The following is a 16,958-nucleotide window of genomic DNA, read 5'->3' on the forward strand; positions in this document are numbered from 1 at the left end:
CTGGGGATTATTTAAGTTTTTCGGCCGCGCCCCGACGTAAAACAGGGTCGGGGTCGTTATCGGCTATGTATTTGATGGCCTCGCGCACTTTCGGGTGTTTTGCGGCGGACAGCGATTCCAGGGCTTTTTGTCTGAATGCGGGATTTTCTTCGCGCAGCGCGCGCGCCGCCAGATTGGCGGCGGCTTCGGATTTCAACTTGCCCGTCTGTTCTATGACCCAAAGTTTGATATCGGGATTGTTCATGTCGTAGAGGCCGGTCAATTCGGTTACGTCGCCTTCGTCGATGAGCAGCGCGAGGGTCGAGAGTATTTCACGGTTTTCGGCGCGTTTTTCGCGGCGCATCATTTTAACCAGATTGAAAAGTTCCGTATTGGCTTCGTAGAGACGCATTCCGGCGATGGCCGAGAGCGCGTATGTCCGGGCGTGCGTATTTTCATCGAGCAGCGACTTTATTATATAAGGTTTGTGCGATTTGTCGATGATGGAATTTAAAATGGCCGCGGCTTCCGTTCGCACCGACGAATCGTTATCTTTGACGAGTAGAAACAGCGCTTCGATTGTTTTAGCGTCGATGTTTCCTATGGCGGCAAGCGCTTTGGCCGCGGCGCGCCTGGCTTCGGGGTACAAATCGGTTTCAGCCATTTTCCTTAAAGTATCCCTGGCCTGGGAAATCCCCGCCCGCCCTATAATTCCCGCGGCCAGCGCGCGAACCGATGCGTCCTGATCCCTAAGCATGTTCTGTATGATTTTGAGCGAGTCCTCGTCGGCGATATGCTCCAGCGCTTCCAGCGCCGCCCGCCGCACGGAAATGTCGGAATCGCTCAGATACGGTCGGATGCGCGCGGCGTTTTCAAATTTGGGGTTGCGGGTCAGCGACCGAAGCGCCTCTTCTCTGACGGCTGGCGAAGAATCCGACAGCGAGTTGGCCAAAAATTTTGAAGCGTCGTCTCCGGCGGTTTCGGCCGCCGTCTTGGCGGCAAGCCATCGTATCTCGGCGCTGCCGTCGCGCAGGGCGGATGTCAGCAGAGGGTGTCCGCCTTCGGGTTTAAGCGCCCGTATGACTTCCACCATGGCATAGCGCGTTTCGGTATCGGCCTCGGAATAATTTATCTTTGAGAAATTATTCACCGCCGCCGCCGACGGATACTTCTTGAGCGTTCCGAGTATGAAAAGCCGCACGGCCTTGTTGCGGGTAGTCAAATATTCCGAAAGCGTCGTAGCGCTGTCGGGATTCGTTACCAGTTTTTCTATGGCGTCGCGGCCGCGCCAGGCGATTTCCTGGGAAGGATTCTCCGCCGCGGGCATAAGCGCGCCGATGGCGTCCGGCGCTCCGTAATTGCCCAGGAATTCGGCGGCCGATATTTTGACTTCGTTGGGCCATCGCCCCGAAGTCCACACGTAGGCCAGACGGTACGGCGCCGGTTTCATGGAGGTAAAGGCGGACAATATCGCCTTTATGACTTCGGGGTCGGTTTCTACTTTTATGTGCGCAAGGAAAACGGCGAATGCTTCCGGATATCTTTCGCGCGATACCGCGGCCAGCGCGTTTGCGGCGGCAATGCGCACCTGTCGTCCGCGGTTTTCGAAAGCGACGCGTATGTCGGATATGTTCGGCCCGGCGGCGAGTTTTCCGGCGGCTTCCGAATACGAGGCGATTATATCCGCGTCGCGTTCCGATTGCATCGCAGAAAAAAGCGCGGGCACCACGGTATAATCGTTCGACGAAGCCAGCAGACGCAGAGCGGTCTTTCGCTTGAGAAGATTTTTTGAGGAGAGTTCGTTAATCATGAAAAAAACGTGTTCCCGCGGGGAAAATATCGAGGCGATTCCGGCGGTGGCCGTTTCTCTGACTTCCGCGGATTTGTCGCCGAGAAGGGGAAAAACCTGCGGCATCGCTTCCGCCTTTCCCATGCGGCAGACGATCGCGGCGGCGAACGCGCGTATTTTCGGCCGCGGCGATTTAAACGCGTCGAGCCAGTAGACCATCGCCTCCGGATCGGCCAGGTCTTCGAGCGATTTGGCCGCGACTTCGCGGACGTGAGGCGACTTGTCCGTCAGAAGAATCAACACTTTGTCCAACAGCGAGTAAATTTTGAGCTTGGCCGCCGCGCGCGCTGCTTCGGCTCGTATTTCGGCGACTTCGTCTCCCAAAAACAGTTCCGAGAGCATCGTCGCGGTATCGGATGCTTCCATCGACGGCAGAACTCTTATGATGCCGTACCTTATGTTGTCGTTGTCGTGAGAGAGAGATTTGAATACCGGAATCGTTTTCCCGGGAGATAATTCGGCCATGGCGGAGAGAATCTCGCGGGACAGGATGGTGTCGTTTCTCGCAATGGAAATGAAATCGCGCAAGGCCTCGAATACGGCGTCGTTTCTCGACGCGAGCGCAATGGCGCGCGCCCTCCGCCTCACGGATTCATCGCGGTCGCCCATTGCCCGCAGTACACCCTCGAAGGCCTCCCGCCCGCCGAACGCGCCGAGCGCTTCGACGGCTGCTATTCTGACTCTATTTTCCTGAGTGCCGTCGAGCGCGGCGGTTTTAAGCACTGACAGCGATTCCGGGGTTTTGTGCGAAGACATAGCGGCCAGGGCTTCGGCGCGTTTCTCTGCGAGGCCGTGATCATACTGCGTTTTGAGCGACCTGAAGTCCTGCTGCGCGAATGCCGACGTCGCGGTCGCGGCGGCGAAAGCCGCAGCGGCCAGAAAGGCCGCTGTGCGGCGAAGCGATAGCGTTGCGCGTGATGGCCTCATAACGGGTTCCGCGCCGACATCCGGACGCCGTCGGCGCTTCGTGAGTGACTTGTCGTCAGTAAATAACTTTATTCAGCGGATATTCTATTATGCCCTGGGCGCCGAGGCGTTTCAATGTGGGGATTATTTTTTTTACGACGTTTTCCTCTATTATAACTTCAATCGCCACCCATCCTTTCGTGGTGAGCTGCGATATCGTGGGATTTTTAAGCGACGGCAGCAGACGGGAAATCTTGGGCAGATCCCTTTCGCGCAGATTCATTTTGAGCCCGACGAGGCCTTCGGCCGTCAGCGCTCCGGCAAGAAGTATCGAGAGATTCTCGAGTTTTTCTTTTTTCCACGGGTTTTTGAACGCCGCTTTATTGGCTACGAGCCGCGTGGTGGATGAGAGAATTTCCTCGATGATTTTGAGTTTGTTGGCGCGCAGCGACGAGCCGGTTTCCGTCAGTTCCACGATGGCGTCCACAAGCGCGGGAGTTTTGGCTTCGGTCGCTCCCCATGAAAATTCCACCTCGGCCTTGATTTTTTTGGAGGCCAGGTATTTTTTTGTGTAATTTACGAGTTCGGTCGCTATCCGCTTTCCTTTGAGGTCTTTAACGGAGCGTATTTTTGAGCTCTCCGGCGCGGCCAGCACCCATCTTACCGGACGGAAACCCGACTTGGCGTAAATCAGTTCGCATACGGGCGCCACGGATGCGCCGGACTCAAGTATCCAGTCGTAGCCGGTTATGCCGGCGTCGAAAACGCCGTCTTCCACGTACTTGGGTATTTCCTGCGCGCGCACGAGCATAAGCTCGAGTTCTTCGTCGTTCGAGGTCGGAAAGTATGACCGCTCGGTGGGCTTTATTTTTATTCCGGCTTTGCGGAATATCTCGACGGTGGACTCCTGCAAACTTCCTTTGGGTATAGCAAGTTTAAGTTTCATTTTTTCTCCCGATATATCTTTTGGTTCTGTCAATTTTTTTTTATTCCCCCTTAATAAAGGGGGTTTAGGGGGTTGTGTTTAATCCACCCTTTTACTACCATTAACACATTTGGCATATTTTGTTTTACATCCACATCATTAAATCTGAGCATTGTCAGACCTATAGATTCCAAATCCCGCTGTTTCTGTATGTTATAATCATATCTGCTCTTATGGCTCTCTCCGTCTATTTCTATCACCAGTTTAAGTTTGCTGCAATAAAAATCAACGATATACTCCCCTACAGACTTTTGTCTCATAAACTGATAACCGAGAACCTTCCTGCCTTTTAGCTCTTTCCAAAGCAATACTTCTGATAAGACGCCTTGTTTTCTGAGTTCTCTTGCTCGTTGTTTTAATTCTGGATTGTATAAGATTTTCACTATACAACCCCCCTTAATCCCCCTTTGTTAAGGGGGAATACTTAAATTTGCCCAGTTCGCGGTTTCATTATTTTAGGTTACAATATCTTTTAATTCATCAAAGATGTTTTGTATATTTACCGTTTTTTGTTCCCCCGAATTCATATCCTTTAAAATGACGCAATTTTTTGAAAATTCTTCCTCGACAAACATTACGACTGTGCCGAAACTCATCTTGTCGGCCGCGCCGAGCTGGCTTTTCAGCGAACGGAAGCCGACGGGACCTTCGGTTCTTAATCCGGCGCGTCTGAGTTCGGCGGCAAGTTTTGAGGCGGCGGCCGTAATTTCGCGCGACGTCACGGCGATGAAAATTCCGCGGGTTGCTTTCGGCGAGGCCGCCGCGGATGCCATAACCATTCTCTCCACCCCGACCGCAAAACCCGCCGCGGGCGTGGGACGTCCGCCGATATCGGCTATGAGTCCGTCGTATCGTCCGCCGGCGGCTACGGCGTCCTGCGCTCCCAGACGCGGCGACCTTATCTCAAAAACCGTCCGGGTATAATAATCCAGTCCCCTGACAAGACGGGTGTTTTCGGTATATTTTACGCCTGCGCCGTCGAGCATGGCTTTTACCTGCGAGTAATGTTCGAGACATTCGGGACACAGTATATCCGTAGAGCGGGGAAAATTCGAGAGTTTGGCGGCGTCGACCTTACAGTCAAGGACTCTCAACGGATTTTTGTCGATGCGTCTGCGGCAGTCGTCGCAAAGTTCGCCCGACGAACCCTCGGCGAATTTTTTTACCGCATCCGCGTAAGCGCGTCTGCAGTCGGGGCATCCGAGGGTATTTATGATAATTTCTCTCTCGGCGACGCCCGCCGTCTCAAGAAGCGTGTCGGCAAGATGTATCACTTCCGCGTCGCACGACGGGTCGGCGTTTCCGAAATATTCGCATCCTATCTGGTAAAACTCCCGGTATCTTCCTTCCTGAGGCCTTTCGTAACGGAACATTGACCCTGCGTAAAAAAGTTTCACCGCCGCCTCGGCAGTGGCCGCGCGTGTCTGGGCGAAGTATCTTGCCGCGCCGGCGGTGCCTTCGGGACGAAGAGCCACGACGCGGTCGCCCTTGTCCTTGAAGACGTACATCTGCTTATCCACCACGTCGGAAGTTTCTCCCGCGGCGCGCGCAAACAGCGCGGCTTCCTCCAAAGTAGGCAGCATAATTTCGGAATAATTGAAAGCCGCGAATATTTTTTTTGACGAGGCGACGGCCGCCGATATTTTTTCGGCTTCGACGCCCGATATGTCGCGCATTCCGCGCAAAAGACGGTATTTTATTCCCATAATGCGGTTGAACCCGGCATCAGCGTTCCGCCATTTTTCTTATCGCGCCGATGTCTTCCCGCGCGAAGCGCAGTTCGCGGCATTTTACGCGCGAAGCGAAGTCGGCGGCGTTTTTGAACATCAGTTTTGCCGCCGCGCCGGTGTCCGACGGCTTCGGAAGCAAAATATTCCTGATTATCCGCCTGAAAGTCAACCGCTCGGGCGACGGCTTGACCGCCAGCCGCGCGGATTTTTTCAGAAAAAAAACACGGCCGAGCGGCGCCTCGAAGGCGGGACCCGGCTCCGAGAGCATCCCGCGGAACGGCGTCGCGCAGGCGACGTAACCGTCGCTCCGACGGGCGATGGCCACAAGCTCGTCGGAAAGAACGTCGCCGGCGGGGAACTCCGCGGCTATGGTGCTCTTGCCTGAGCCGGACTTTCCGCAGAAAACCGTCGCGTTCCGCCGACGTCCGTCGGATTTGTTCAACGGCGCCGCGCCCGAGGCGTGCAGCAGAAATCCGCCCCGCCGGGCCAGCTCTACGGCGACTGTTTTTCTTAAATCGTTTTCAAAGGCATATGGATTGCCGCCGTAAACTATCGCGCTCCGTCGGGAAGCTGCGTGCGCGCCGGCGTTTTTGGCGGATATAAAGGCCGAATATCTGTCGAGCCCCCTGTCCGTTGACTTCGCGTGAAATCTTATATTTATCCCCGCAATGAGAATAAATCCGTCGGAGCGGGAAGGGGATTTCGCTTGCGGGAACATTTATCAGAGGTCTTCCGGAAGCGTGTTGACGGCTATGGCGAAAATCAAAAAAAGCGCGGCTATTCCGGCGAATGCCTTGGATTCGAGACCGAAAACCGGAACCACCCTCAATCTTGAAATCAATCCTATCAGCGCGGTAATTACCGCCGCTATGATCGAAAATGCCGATACGCCTCTCATCTTTTCGCGCCTCTCTTATTTTTTCGGGCGGATTTGGGTTTCTTGCCCGCGTTCTTTGATTTTTTATTCGCGGTCGCGGTTTTGGCCGCGCCGGCGCTGTTTCTTTCAAGAGCCAAATCAAGCGCTTCGGCGACATTTTTCACCGGTATAAGTTTGATTTTTTTGAGCACGTTCGCCGGTATTTCGTCGAGATCCTTGACGTTTCCTTCCGGATAGATGACCGTGGTTATGCCGTCGCGGTAAGCCGCTATCAGTTTTTCTTTCAGGCCGCCTATCGGAAGAACGCGGCCTCTTAATGTTATTTCTCCGGTCATCGCCAGATTTTTTGCCACCCGTCTTTTCGTCAAAAGCGAGACCATCGCCGTGGTTATGGCCGACCCCGCCGACGGGCCGTCCTTCGGTATGGCGCCCTCGGGTATGTGGACGTGTATGTCGTAATCCTTGAAAAGCTCCGTCGGTATCCCGTAGACGTCCGCCTGAGATTTTATAAAACTTAAACTCGCCTGAGCGGATTCTTTCATCACTTCGCCGAGTTTTCCGGTAAGGAGCAATTTACCCGACCCTTTCATCAGCGCGGCTTCTATCGTCAGAGTTTCTCCTCCGACCTCCGTCCACGCCAGGCCGGTTGAAACGCCTACGTCGTTGGGGGAAACCTTCTCTCTGAAATATTTTGGGATACCCAGATATTTTTTGAGATTTTGACTATTCAGCGATACGGTCAGCGGGCCGTTTTTGCCGTTGGCCGACGCCAACTCCTTGGCGAATTTTCTTGAGGCGTTGGCGATTTCTCTTTCAAGGTTTCTGACGCCGGCTTCCTGTGTGTAGAGCCGTATCATATTGTCGAGGGCGCTTTCTTCAAACATCAGCTGCTCCGGCTTTATCCCGTGTTCCTTGAGTTGTTTGGGAATGAGGAAATTCTGCGCGATTTTTATTTTTTCTTCTATGGTGTAACCGGGGAAACGTATTGTTTCAAGACGATCCACGAGAGCCGGAGGTATCGAATAAAGAGTATTGGCGGTGGTAATGAACATCACGTCGGACAAATCGAATTCCACGTCGAGATAATGATCGGTGAACGAGTGATTCTGCTCGGGGTCGAGAACCTCAAGAAGAGCCGCCGCGGGGTCGCCTCTCCAGTCGGCCCCGAGTTTGTCTATCTCGTCGAGAATAAAGACGGGATTGCGCGATTTTGCCTTGCGCATCGACTGAATAATCCGCCCGGGCAGCGAGCCGATATACGTGCGGCGGTGTCCGCGAATCTCGGCCTCGTCTCTTACTCCTCCCAGCGAAATCCTCACGAAATTCCGACCGAGGCCCCGCGCCACGGAGTGGGCGATTGACGTCTTTCCCACGCCCGGCGGGCCCACGAAACAAAGTATGGGACCTTTTATTTTTTTGACGAGTTTAAGAACGGCCAGATACTCGAGAACCCTTTCTTTGGTTTTCTCAAGGCCGTAGTGGTCTTCGTTTAATATCTTTTCGGCGCGCTTTATGTCCAGATTGTCCGTCGTAAAAGTCGACCACGGCAGACCCGTCATCCAATCGAGATAAGTCCTGGACACGGTGGCTTCCGGCGAGAACGGCATCATTTTTTCCAGACGCTGTATCTCTTTCTCGGCGGCGTCGCGGGCGTCCTTGGGCATATTGAGGTCTTTTATTTTCTGGCGGATTTCGTCGAGTTCCTTGGCGAAATCGTCTTTCTGCCGCAGTTCTTTTTGAATTGCTTTCATCTGCTCGGTCAGATAGTATTCTTTCTGCGATTTTTCTATCTGATTGCGGACGCGATTCTGTATTTTCTTCTCGATGTTGAGAATTTCTATCTCATTGTTTAAGAGTTGAATGGTTTTTTCCAGTCGCTCGGTAGGCGCGAGCACTTCAAGTATCTGCTGTTTCTCCGAGACCTTAACGCTCAAGTGGGAAACTATGGCGTCGGCAAGTTTGCCCGGGTCGGAAATATTATTCATTCCGCCGATGGCTTCTATGGGAACCTTCTGGCTGAGACGGGCGTAATTCTCGAAGGACGCCACGGCTCTGCGCCCCAGCGCTTCCATTTCAAGTGTATGCTCTACCGCCGGACTTTTCAAAATTTCCGACGAAACGGTTACAAATCCCTTGTCATTGGAAGTAAAATCGCTCCAGCGGCCGCGTTCGTGTCCTTCCACTATCACTTTAAGCGTGCCGTCGGAGATTTTAAGGAGTTGAAGAACTTCGGCCACCGTTCCGATTTTATGGAGGTCTTCCTGCGAGGGGTCGTCGAGATTGGGCTGTTTTTGCGTGACCAGAAACACGAGTTTGTCGCGGCTCATAGCGTCTTCCACGGCCTTGACCGATTTCTCGCGGCCTATGGCCAGCGGAATAATCATTCCGGGGAAAACCACGACGTCGCGTATCGGAAGAAGGTTGATCACGGGTGGGTAGATTTTTTCGGTTGTTTCGGGTTTTACTTCGGTAGCCATAAAATTACCGCCGGTTATAGATTATTCGCCATTAGCCGTTTGTCTCTTGCTCGACGATGTCGCCGAGATTGCTTAGTCACGGAGTTTACCCCGCACTCCGATGCGGGGTTCCTCGCAATGACGGCCAACGGGACTTGGACGCGGTCAGATATTTCCGTCGACACTCACGCGGTTTTTTGTTCGTTTATGATTATACGGGGCGGCTCCATGCCGCGGGCGGCTTCTATACCCACGACGCAGCGTGCTCCCGATTTTGCGGAAAGTTCGGGAAGTTCAAACATTGTGTTTAAAAGCAGACCTTCCAGAATTGAGCGAAGCGCCCTGGCCCCGCCTTTTCTGGCGATGGCCTGCTCGGCAATTTCCTCAAGCGCCGGCTCGGTGAATTCCAACTCGACGCCTTCAAGAGCGAAGATTTTTTTGTACTGCCTGACGAGCGCGTTTTTCGGCTCGGTGAGTATTCTGACCATATCGCCGCGATCCAGCCGTTCAAGCGACGTCGTAACGGCGAGACGTCCCACGAGTTCGGGGATCAAGCCGTATTTTATGAGGTCTTCCGGACGGGCGACGTTTGCCGTCGGACGGACAGGTTCGGACGCGGCCGTAAAAACATCCGCGCTTCCGGACAATTCGCCGGAAGACGCCAGAAAACCCACCGATTTTTCGCGCATGCGGTCCTTTACGATTTTTTCTATGCCCTCAAACGCTCCGCCGCAGATAAAAAGTATGTTTGCGGTGTTGATGTGTATAAACTCCTGCTGAGGGTGCTTTCTTCCGCCCTGAGGGGGAACGTTTGAGACGGTTCCCTCGATTATTTTAAGAAGCGCCTGCTGCACGCCCTCTCCGGAAACGTCGCGGGTTATCGACGGATTTTCCGATTTCCGCGAAATCTTGTCGATCTCGTCGAGGTAGACGATGCCGCGTTCCGCGCGTTTTACGTCGTAATTGGAGTTTTGAAGAAGGCGAAGAAGAATATTTTCCACGTCTTCCCCGACGTATCCCGCCTCGGTGAGCGTGGTCGCGTCGGCTATGGCGAACGGCACGTGAAGTGTCCTTGCCAGCGTCTGCGCCAGAAGCGTTTTGCCCGTTCCGGTGGGGCCTATAAGAAGAATGTTCGACTTCTGAAGTTCCACACCGTCGACGGCTCCGCCTTTTTCTATGCGGCGGTAGTGGTTGTAAACGGCTACGGAAAGAATTTTCTTTGCCTCGTCCTGTCCTATCACGTATTCGTCGAGAGATTTTTTGATTTTACGGGGCGCAGGCAGCGACTTTACTTCCCTGAGGGCGTCCTCGCGTTCGAGTTCTTCAAGGAGTTTTCCCGCGAACCTTACGCAGTTGGAGCAGATGTATTTGCCCTTGCTGCCTATAAGGTGCACTCCGGCGCTTCTGTTTTGCCCGCAGAAATCGCAGGAAGACGAATGTGTTTTTGCGCTTTGAGCGTCGCTCATTTGGGTTTCCTTGAGAATATAATATCGTCGATGATTCCGTAGTTCTTGGCGTCTGCGGCGCTCATGTAGAAGTTTCGTTCGGTGTCGCTTCTGACTTTGTCTATGTTCTGGCCGGTGTGCTTTGCGACAATGTCTATGAGTTTGTCTTTCGTCTGAAGAAGTTCCTGCGTCTCAATGTTAATGTCCGTCACCGGCCCCGATATTCCTTCGCCGTAAATCAGCGGCTGATGCAGCATTATGCGCGCGTGCGGCAGGGCGTATCTTTTGCCTTTTGAGCCGGCGGCCAGCAGCAGCGCGCCGAAGGACATAGCCATTCCCATACAAATCGTCGTGATGGGAGATTTAATGTATTGCATCGTGTCGTAGACCGCAAGCCCCGCCGACACCATTCCGCCGGGAGAATTTATGTAAAGGTTAATGTCCTTGTCCGGCGATTCCGCGTCGAGATAAAGCAACTGGGCGATGATGAGATTGGCCGAATCCGTCGTAACGGTTCCGCCGTATCCGCCCACGAATATTATTCTGTCTTTAAGAAGCCGCGAATATATGTCGTATCCTACGGCCGCGCCCTGATTCCACCGCTCGATAATTGTAGGTACCATGCCTGACATTTTATGACTCCTTTGCGGCCGCGTCTCCCGCGAGCAGCTTGAATACTTTCTCTCTTAAAATATCGCTTTTAATCTGCGCGGCGTCGCTGTTCCACTTCTTTTGGAAAGCGGCCTCGTCTTTGGCGTAAATTTTCTTGAGAGCTTCGCGGGTTTTCGTCATATCTTCGTCGCTGACCGATATTTTTTCTGCCTCGGCTATTTTGCCGTAGAGATAGTAAAGCCGCACGGCGTCTTTGGCCTCCGATTCGGCCTGCTTTTCAAACTCGGATTTGCGCTTCTCCCATTCGGCCTCATTAAGACCGTTGGATGCGAAATAGTTTTTCATCGTCGCAAGAAGAGATTTCGCGTAGTCGGCCGCTATCGACTGCGGCACGTCGAAAGGATTGTTTTTAAGCAGCGCTTCGTCTATCTGGCGGCGGAGGTCGTCGAGCGACTGCTTTTCGCGTTCGGCCTTCATCGAGGCGCTCACGGTCTCTTTGAGTTTCTCCAGATTTTCAAAACCCATATCCTTGGCAAAGGCGTCGTCTGCCGCGGGGATATTTTTTTTCTTGACTTCTTTGACGGTAAAGTTCAGGCGTCCGGTTTTGCCGCGCAGTTCGGCGGCGGGATATTCCTGCGAGAACGGCACGTCTATGATTTTGGATTCGCCTATCTTTGTTCCGACGAGCGCTTCGTTTAAGCCCTTGATGTTCGCGGGGTTTGAAATGTCCACCAGATAATTTTCCGCCGATGCGTTGTCGAGTTTTTTTCCGTCGGCTTCAAGCGAATAATCTATGACGGCAAAACCATCCTTGGAAACCACTCCCGACAGATCCGGCGACAGCGAGGCGTTCCGCTCCAGCAGCGCCTTTACTCTTTCTTCCGTTTCGGCGGCGGTGACCTCGGATTTTTTGCGCGCGGCTTTTATTTTTTTGTAATTTTTCGCCTCAAATTCGGGATGACACTCCACTGCCGCGGTAAACTTGAGGTTTTTACCCGCTTCTCTGGAAAATTCCGTAACCGCCGGTGTTCCCGCCGGCCTTATCTTTTTTTCTTCCATATAGCCGTAAACGGCTTCGGCCGAGAGGCGGTTAAGCGCGCGTTCCTCGGCGGTGCGGGCAAACTCTTTCCTGATTATGTCCATCGGCGCCTTGCCCGCGCGAAATCCCGGCACCCGCGCCTCTTTTTGTATCTCGTCGAATATATGCTCAATCGCCTTGTCGACTTCGACGGAGGGTATCTCAAACGACACGGTTATTTTGCAGGGTTCTTTCGTCACTACTTTTGCGTTGTTTTTTTCCATTTTATTCAACCTTTCTTGATTTTTGTCGGCATCTTTTCCGACTGAGATTTCGGGATTATGCCCTCGGCAGGAGTTCCCCGTTAGGAGATCCCGCCCTAATGCTCCCGAGAGGATTTGAACCTCTACCCTATTTCAGGACATGGTCCTAAGCCATGCGTGTCTGCCAGTTCCACCACGGGAGCATTAGAATTGGCGGGACGCGTATGCCAGTTCCGCCACGAGGGCGATAAAAATTCGGCCCGCGAAAAATAAAAATACGCCCAGAGGGACTTGAACCCCCAACCTACGGATTAAGAGTCCGCTGCTCTACCAATTGAGCTATGGGCGCGTTATTCCGGTGTCGAGATTTCGCGCGAGCTTAAATCCGCGCGAAAACTGCGGCGCTCATTATATATAAAAACCCCGACGAGTGTCAATTTGACATTTTTCTTCCAATTAAATAAAATCAGTGCTTGTATTTGTACGCGCGGGTTGTGTCATTGCGAGAAGTCCCGATGAATCGGGACGACGAAGCAATCGCGCAGACGGTAAGATTGCTTCGTCCCCGGAAAATCGGGGACTCGCAATGACGAAAGGTATGGTTTTCGACGATGAAAAAATTAAAAGTGGGATTTACCTATGACGCAAAGGCCGATTACAAACTTGAACCCGGCGACGCGCCCGATAAATACGCCGAGTTTGACTCGGAGGAAACGCTTTCCGAAATCGAAGGCGCGCTAAAATCCGGCGGCCACGAAGTCGTAAGAATAGGCCACGCCCGCTCTCTTCTTGAAAAACTCCGCGCCGGCGAAAAGTGGGACATAGTTTTTAATATCGCCGAAGGCATCAAAGGCCGCAACCGCGAGGCGCAGGTTCCCGTAATCCTTGAAATGTTCGACATCCCGTACGTCGGCTCCGACGGACTGAGTATGGCCGCCACGCTCGACAAAGCGGTGGCAAAGATTCTTGTGTCCGCCGCCGGCGTAAGGACTCCGCGCTTTATGGAGGCCTCGTCGCCCGCCGATTTGGCGGCTTTCAATCTTAAATTTCCCGTGATAGTCAAGCCCGCCGCCGAAGGCACTTCCAAGGGTGTTTCCGGGGACTCGCGCGTGAGCGACATCGAATCGCTTAAAAAAATCGCGGGCGCATTGCTTGACAAATACCGCCAGACGATTCTCGTCGAAGAATTTGTTTCCGGCAAGGAATTCACGGTGGCGGTTATAGGCAACAGCCCTCCCGAGGCGCTTCCGCCCGTGCAGGTTTCCATAAACGGCAAACTCGACCTCGGCGACGATTTTTACTTTCACGCGCGGGTCACCGACCCCAGCATAAAATATTTCTGCCCGTCCAAAATTTCCAAATCTCTCGACGATAAACTTAAAAAACTCGCCGTCGACGCGTACAAAGCGCTGGGCTGCCGCGACCTGAGCCGCATAGACATAAGAACCGACCGCGACGACGAACCGTTTTTTCTGGAGTGCAACCCGCTCCCCAACCTGGGATTAATAGACGTCTTCCCGCTCGTGGCCGAGGCGATGGGAACCACTTACGAAAAAATAGTTTTAAAGATTCTGGAGCACGGCGCCGAGCGTTACGGCCTTACGCGATAGCGGCAATCCGTCGGCTCCGGCCGGTTTTCGCGCGCCGCTCCCGGCGGCGCGGGGGTCAAAAAAATGTCGGCACCGATTTCAAGAATCCTGGCTTTCGCTTTTTCATCCATATTCCTGATAAGTCCCTTCCTCGTCGACGTAAAAATCACCCGCCCCAAACTGATGTTCATGGAATTCGCGCTGCTGGCGATATTCTCCGCGCGCGTAATGGAACGGCTCGCGTCCGGCCGGGTGGAAATTTCGCGGAACCGCGCGTCGCTTCCCGTGGCCGCATATTGCGCGGCGGCTGTGATGTTTTATATTTTTTCCGGCAATCGCGCGCTGTCGTTTCCCGAGTTAAAAAGAATACTTTTTTTCGGCGTCGCTTTCTGGCTGGCGTCCGATTTGGTCGCCTCCGACGTCAAAAATCTGACGGCGTTTTTGTGGTGCTTCGCGGGGGGAACTTTCTGGGCGGCGCTTTACGGATTGTTGCAGCGCTCCGGAGGGATTTGGATACTTTCGGCGCCGAAAATGGAAAGGGTGTTTTCGACCTTCGGCAATCCGATATTTTTCGGAGTGTATCTTACGGCCGCGCTGCCGGTTCTTGCGGCGGTGACATCCGCCAAAAAGTTTTCCGCGCCGCTGAGAGCTTTCAGCGCGACGGCTTTCGCGCTGTCGCTGGCCGCTTTGTACTTTACGGCTACGCGGGCTTCGTGGCTGGCGGTCGCCTTCGCCGTGGTTCTCTACGTTGCACTCGCCGACATAGATGTCCGACGGAAAATCGCGCTTCTGGCCGCAGGCGCCGCGCTGGCCGCCGCGTTTCTCTACGTCACTCGCGGCGTGTGGGCCAGGCAGCAGGCGCACGTCCTCATCTGGCGCGACACTCTTAAAATGTGGACGGCTCATCCGGTTTTCGGCGTGGGGCAGGGTCTTTTCCACGTGAAGTTCCCGGATTACGCGTCGGCCGAACTTTTGGCGATTTGGCCGCAGTCGCGCGCTATTATCAACGACGCGCATAACGAGTTTATTCAGACGCTCGCCGAGACGGGTATCGTCGGGTTTTCGTTTTTCGCATGGGCCATCGCCGCGTTTTTCGCGGCGGCCGTTTCGCGGCTGCGCGCCGTCGGGAAAGCCGACCCGCTTACTTTGGGCGTTTTTATTTCGGTCGCCTCGGTGCTGGCGCAGAATTTTTTCTCTGTCGATATGCGTTTCGCCGTCTCCGGCATTTACATTTTCGCGCTTATGGGGCTTGCGCTTCCGCCCGACGGTAAAATATCCTTCGCGGTAAAATCCGCGCCTGCGCGCGCGGGTCTGGTTGCCGTCGCCGCGGCGGGGGCGTATATGGCGGCGGTATCCGTCGCGTCGCCTTATCTGGCCGCGCGGCGCGAGGCGTCCCGCCCGGATTTCTTCGACGAGAAAGTGCTTGACGCCGCAGGCACCATATCGGAACTCGAATCTCTTGCCGCAAAGCATCCCGACAACATGTCCGTCAGAGAAAAACTCGGATGGGTCTACGCCAAAGAGAAAAATTTCGCGGCGGCCGTCGAGAATTACAAGGCGGCCATAGCGGTTTCGCCGTCGCGGCCCGGGCCTTACAATAACATCGGCAACATTTATTTTCTTACGAATCGTCTCGACGAAGCGGTCGTCTATTACGAAAAATCCATCGAGGTCGAACCCGCTCAGATAGATTCCAGAATAAATCTCGCGCTGGCCCATTATTACAGGGGTCGTCTGGGGCCGGCCGCCGAGCAGCTCAAAGAAGTGCTGCGCCGCGAGCCCGGCAACGAAAAAGCCGCGATACTTATGAAGAGGATGAAGGAGTAAATAATTTTTCTCTCTCTTTGAGGGAGATGATTAGTGTAAGTGTCAGCGGGGAAAGGAGCCGCGCTATGCCTTTTTCCGTCGATAAAGTTGATATGCCCCGGGAAAAACTCGCCCAGAAGGGGGCCGCCGCCCTTAAAGACGCCGAACTTCTGGCGATAATTCTGGGCACGGGTTATAAGGGCAAAAATGTCCTTGACCTCTCGAAAGAAATACTCAAAAATTATCCCGCGCCCGTGCTCGTGTCGATGAGTGTTTCGGAACTCCAAAAAATCAAAGGCATCGGCGCCGCCAAGGCGTCGATAATCGCCGCCTCCGCCGAACTCGCCGTACGGGGGCGCGCGCCCAATCCTTCGTCGATACAAAAACCCACCGACCTGCTTCCGCTTGCCGCTGAAATCCGCTCCAAAAAAAAAGAGCATTTCGTCGCGTTTTATCTCAACGCCCGCAACGAAGTCATTCACAGGGAATTTGTTTCCATCGGCACGCTCTCGGCTTCGCTTGTTCATCCGCGCGAAGTTTTTAAGAGCGCCATAGAACATTCCGCCGCGGGAGTAATTTTCACGCATAATCATCCGTCGAACGACCCTGTTCCGTCGGACGAGGACATAAAACTCACCAAGCGGCTCGTGTCCGCCGGTTTAATTCTGGGCATTGAGGTTCTTGACCATATCATCGTGACAGAAACGGACTTTACGAGTATGAAGGGCGCGGGTTTGATGTAAAGACATCGTAACAACTTCGTAACAATTATTTTGTATAAATATCAACATCCGGCGGGGGCTATGATAAAGGGGGGATAATGTCGAAAGAAATAATCCCGTCGGAAACTTTGGTTTCAAGGATATTGGTAATTCGCGGTTGCAAAGTGATGCTCGACCGCGACCTTGCGGAACTTTACGGAGTTTCGGTCAAGGTGTTCAATCAAGCGGTTAAAAGAAATATTGACAGGTTCCCCGAGGATTTTTGCTTTCAGCTTTCAAAAGAGGAATCGGAAATCTTGAGGTCACAATTTGTGACCTCAAGTTTCTGGGGCGGCCGGCGATATCTCCCGTACGCCTTCACCGAACACGGCGCGATACAGGCGGCCAATGTGCTTAATTCGCCGCGCGCAGTCCAAATGGGCGTTGCCATAGTCAGGGCTTTCGTAAGGTTAAGAGAATTGTTGTCTACACATAAAGACATTCAAAGAAAAGTAGAAGAACACGACGGGCAGATAAAATACATTTTCCAGGTTATCAACAAAATGTTGACCGCTCCCAAAGAACCCCGCAAGAAAATAGGATTCGCAAAATGACAAAAACAATACCAATGTCATTGCGAGGTGCGCGTAGGGGCGGGCTTGCCCGCCCAAATGCCCCCAAAAGAGGCCCTAAAATGAAACACGCTCCTTATCTATCTATCTATCTATCTATCTATCTATCT

Annotated in this window: 13 protein-coding genes and 2 tRNA genes; 4 read left to right on the forward strand and 11 right to left on the reverse strand. The window is 53.4% G+C overall.

What is annotated here, in order from left to right:
* Positions 1-7: 7 nt before the first annotated feature.
* The 11 genes from CVU77_04105 to CVU77_04155 form a co-directional block, all read right to left on the reverse strand.
* Positions 8-2,755: a hypothetical protein gene (locus CVU77_04105; GenBank protein PKN01699.1), complete on the reverse strand. Its 2,748-nt coding sequence runs from the start codon at positions 2,753-2,755 to the stop codon at positions 8-10.
* Between the two features lie 55 nt (positions 2,756-2,810).
* Positions 2,811-3,680, reverse strand: coding sequence for an ATP phosphoribosyltransferase (locus tag CVU77_04110; GenBank protein PKN01732.1), 870 nt, complete (start codon positions 3,678-3,680; stop codon positions 2,811-2,813).
* A gap of 50 nt (positions 3,681-3,730) precedes the next feature.
* Positions 3,731-4,105 carry a DNA methylase gene (locus CVU77_04115; protein PKN01700.1) on the reverse strand — a complete coding sequence of 125 codons (375 nt, stop codon included), beginning with the start codon at positions 4,103-4,105 and terminating at the stop codon, positions 3,731-3,733.
* A gap of 69 nt (positions 4,106-4,174) precedes the next feature.
* Positions 4,175-5,425: a histidine--tRNA ligase gene (locus CVU77_04120; protein PKN01701.1), complete on the reverse strand. Its 1,251-nt coding sequence runs from the start codon at positions 5,423-5,425 to the stop codon at positions 4,175-4,177.
* 19 nt (positions 5,426-5,444) lie between these two features.
* Complete coding sequence (locus tag CVU77_04125) at positions 5,445-6,167, reverse strand: hypothetical protein (protein ID PKN01702.1); 723 nt, start codon at positions 6,165-6,167, stop codon at positions 5,445-5,447.
* 176 nt (positions 6,168-6,343) lie between these two features.
* The gene (locus CVU77_04130) at positions 6,344-8,803 is read right to left on the reverse strand and encodes an endopeptidase La (protein ID PKN01703.1); all 2,460 of its coding nucleotides are present in this window, start codon (positions 8,801-8,803) and stop codon (positions 6,344-6,346) included.
* A gap of 164 nt (positions 8,804-8,967) precedes the next feature.
* The gene (locus CVU77_04135; protein PKN01704.1) at positions 8,968-10,248 is read right to left on the reverse strand and encodes an ATP-dependent Clp protease ATP-binding subunit ClpX; all 1,281 of its coding nucleotides are present in this window, start codon (positions 10,246-10,248) and stop codon (positions 8,968-8,970) included.
* Positions 10,245-10,859, reverse strand: coding sequence for an ATP-dependent Clp protease proteolytic subunit (locus CVU77_04140; GenBank protein PKN01705.1), 615 nt, complete (start codon positions 10,857-10,859; stop codon positions 10,245-10,247). The genes CVU77_04135 and CVU77_04140 overlap by 4 nt, the downstream gene beginning before the upstream one ends.
* A gap of 1 nt (position 10,860) precedes the next feature.
* Positions 10,861-12,141, reverse strand: a complete 1,281-nt coding sequence (tig, locus tag CVU77_04145; GenBank protein PKN01706.1) for a trigger factor — start codon at positions 12,139-12,141, stop codon at positions 10,861-10,863.
* Between the two features lie 99 nt (positions 12,142-12,240).
* Positions 12,241-12,323, reverse strand: a tRNA-Leu gene (locus CVU77_04150).
* Between the two features lie 73 nt (positions 12,324-12,396).
* Positions 12,397-12,469: transfer RNA gene (locus tag CVU77_04155), tRNA-Lys, on the reverse strand.
* Positions 12,470-12,731: 262 nt separating this feature from the next.
* On the opposite strand from CVU77_04155, the gene CVU77_04160 reads away from it, so the two are divergent.
* The 4 genes from CVU77_04160 to CVU77_04175 all read left to right on the forward strand — a co-directional run bounded on the left by CVU77_04160 (position 12,732) and on the right by CVU77_04175 (position 16,830).
* The gene (locus CVU77_04160) at positions 12,732-13,730 is read left to right on the forward strand and encodes a D-alanine--D-alanine ligase (GenBank protein PKN01707.1); all 999 of its coding nucleotides are present in this window, start codon (positions 12,732-12,734) and stop codon (positions 13,728-13,730) included.
* Between the two features lie 63 nt (positions 13,731-13,793).
* Positions 13,794-15,536, forward strand: coding sequence for a hypothetical protein (locus CVU77_04165; protein PKN01708.1), 1,743 nt, complete (start codon positions 13,794-13,796; stop codon positions 15,534-15,536).
* A gap of 26 nt (positions 15,537-15,562) precedes the next feature.
* Positions 15,563-16,258, forward strand: a complete 696-nt coding sequence (locus CVU77_04170; protein ID PKN01709.1) for a hypothetical protein — start codon at positions 15,563-15,565, stop codon at positions 16,256-16,258.
* A 77-nt stretch (positions 16,259-16,335) separates the two neighbouring features.
* Positions 16,336-16,830: a DNA-binding protein gene (locus CVU77_04175; protein PKN01710.1), complete on the forward strand. Its 495-nt coding sequence runs from the start codon at positions 16,336-16,338 to the stop codon at positions 16,828-16,830.
* The last annotated feature ends 128 nt before the right edge of the window (positions 16,831-16,958 follow it).

This window comes from Elusimicrobia bacterium HGW-Elusimicrobia-1 (genome assembly GCA_002841695.1).
GTDB lineage: Bacteria > Elusimicrobiota > Endomicrobiia > PHAN01 > PHAN01 > PHAN01.

What these genes read in the sequence shown, in the direction of transcription:
- CVU77_04105 (PKN01699.1), bottom strand. Translation starts at nt 2,755, where the DNA reads ATGAGGCCATCACGCGCAACGCTATCGCTTCGCCGCACAGCGGCCTTT.
- CVU77_04110 (PKN01732.1), bottom strand. Translation starts at nt 3,680, where the DNA reads ATGAAACTTAAACTTGCTATACCCAAAGGAAGTTTGCAGGAGTCCACC.
- CVU77_04120 (PKN01701.1), bottom strand. Translation starts at nt 5,425, where the DNA reads ATGGGAATAAAATACCGTCTTTTGCGCGGAATGCGCGACATATCGGGC.
- CVU77_04125 (PKN01702.1), bottom strand. Translation starts at nt 6,167, where the DNA reads ATGTTCCCGCAAGCGAAATCCCCTTCCCGCTCCGACGGATTTATTCTC.
- CVU77_04130 (PKN01703.1), bottom strand. Translation starts at nt 8,803, where the DNA reads ATGGCTACCGAAGTAAAACCCGAAACAACCGAAAAAATCTACCCACCC.
- CVU77_04135 (PKN01704.1), bottom strand. Translation starts at nt 10,248, where the DNA reads ATGAGCGACGCTCAAAGCGCAAAAACACATTCGTCTTCCTGCGATTTC.
- CVU77_04140 (PKN01705.1), bottom strand. Translation starts at nt 10,859, where the DNA reads ATGTCAGGCATGGTACCTACAATTATCGAGCGGTGGAATCAGGGCGCG.
- tig (PKN01706.1), bottom strand. Translation starts at nt 12,141, where the DNA reads ATGGAAAAAAACAACGCAAAAGTAGTGACGAAAGAACCCTGCAAAATA.
- CVU77_04160 (PKN01707.1), top strand. Translation starts at nt 12,732, where the DNA reads ATGAAAAAATTAAAAGTGGGATTTACCTATGACGCAAAGGCCGATTAC.
- CVU77_04165 (PKN01708.1), top strand. Translation starts at nt 13,794, where the DNA reads ATGTCGGCACCGATTTCAAGAATCCTGGCTTTCGCTTTTTCATCCATA.
- CVU77_04170 (PKN01709.1), top strand. Translation starts at nt 15,563, where the DNA reads ATGATTAGTGTAAGTGTCAGCGGGGAAAGGAGCCGCGCTATGCCTTTT.
- CVU77_04175 (PKN01710.1), top strand. Translation starts at nt 16,336, where the DNA reads ATGTCGAAAGAAATAATCCCGTCGGAAACTTTGGTTTCAAGGATATTG.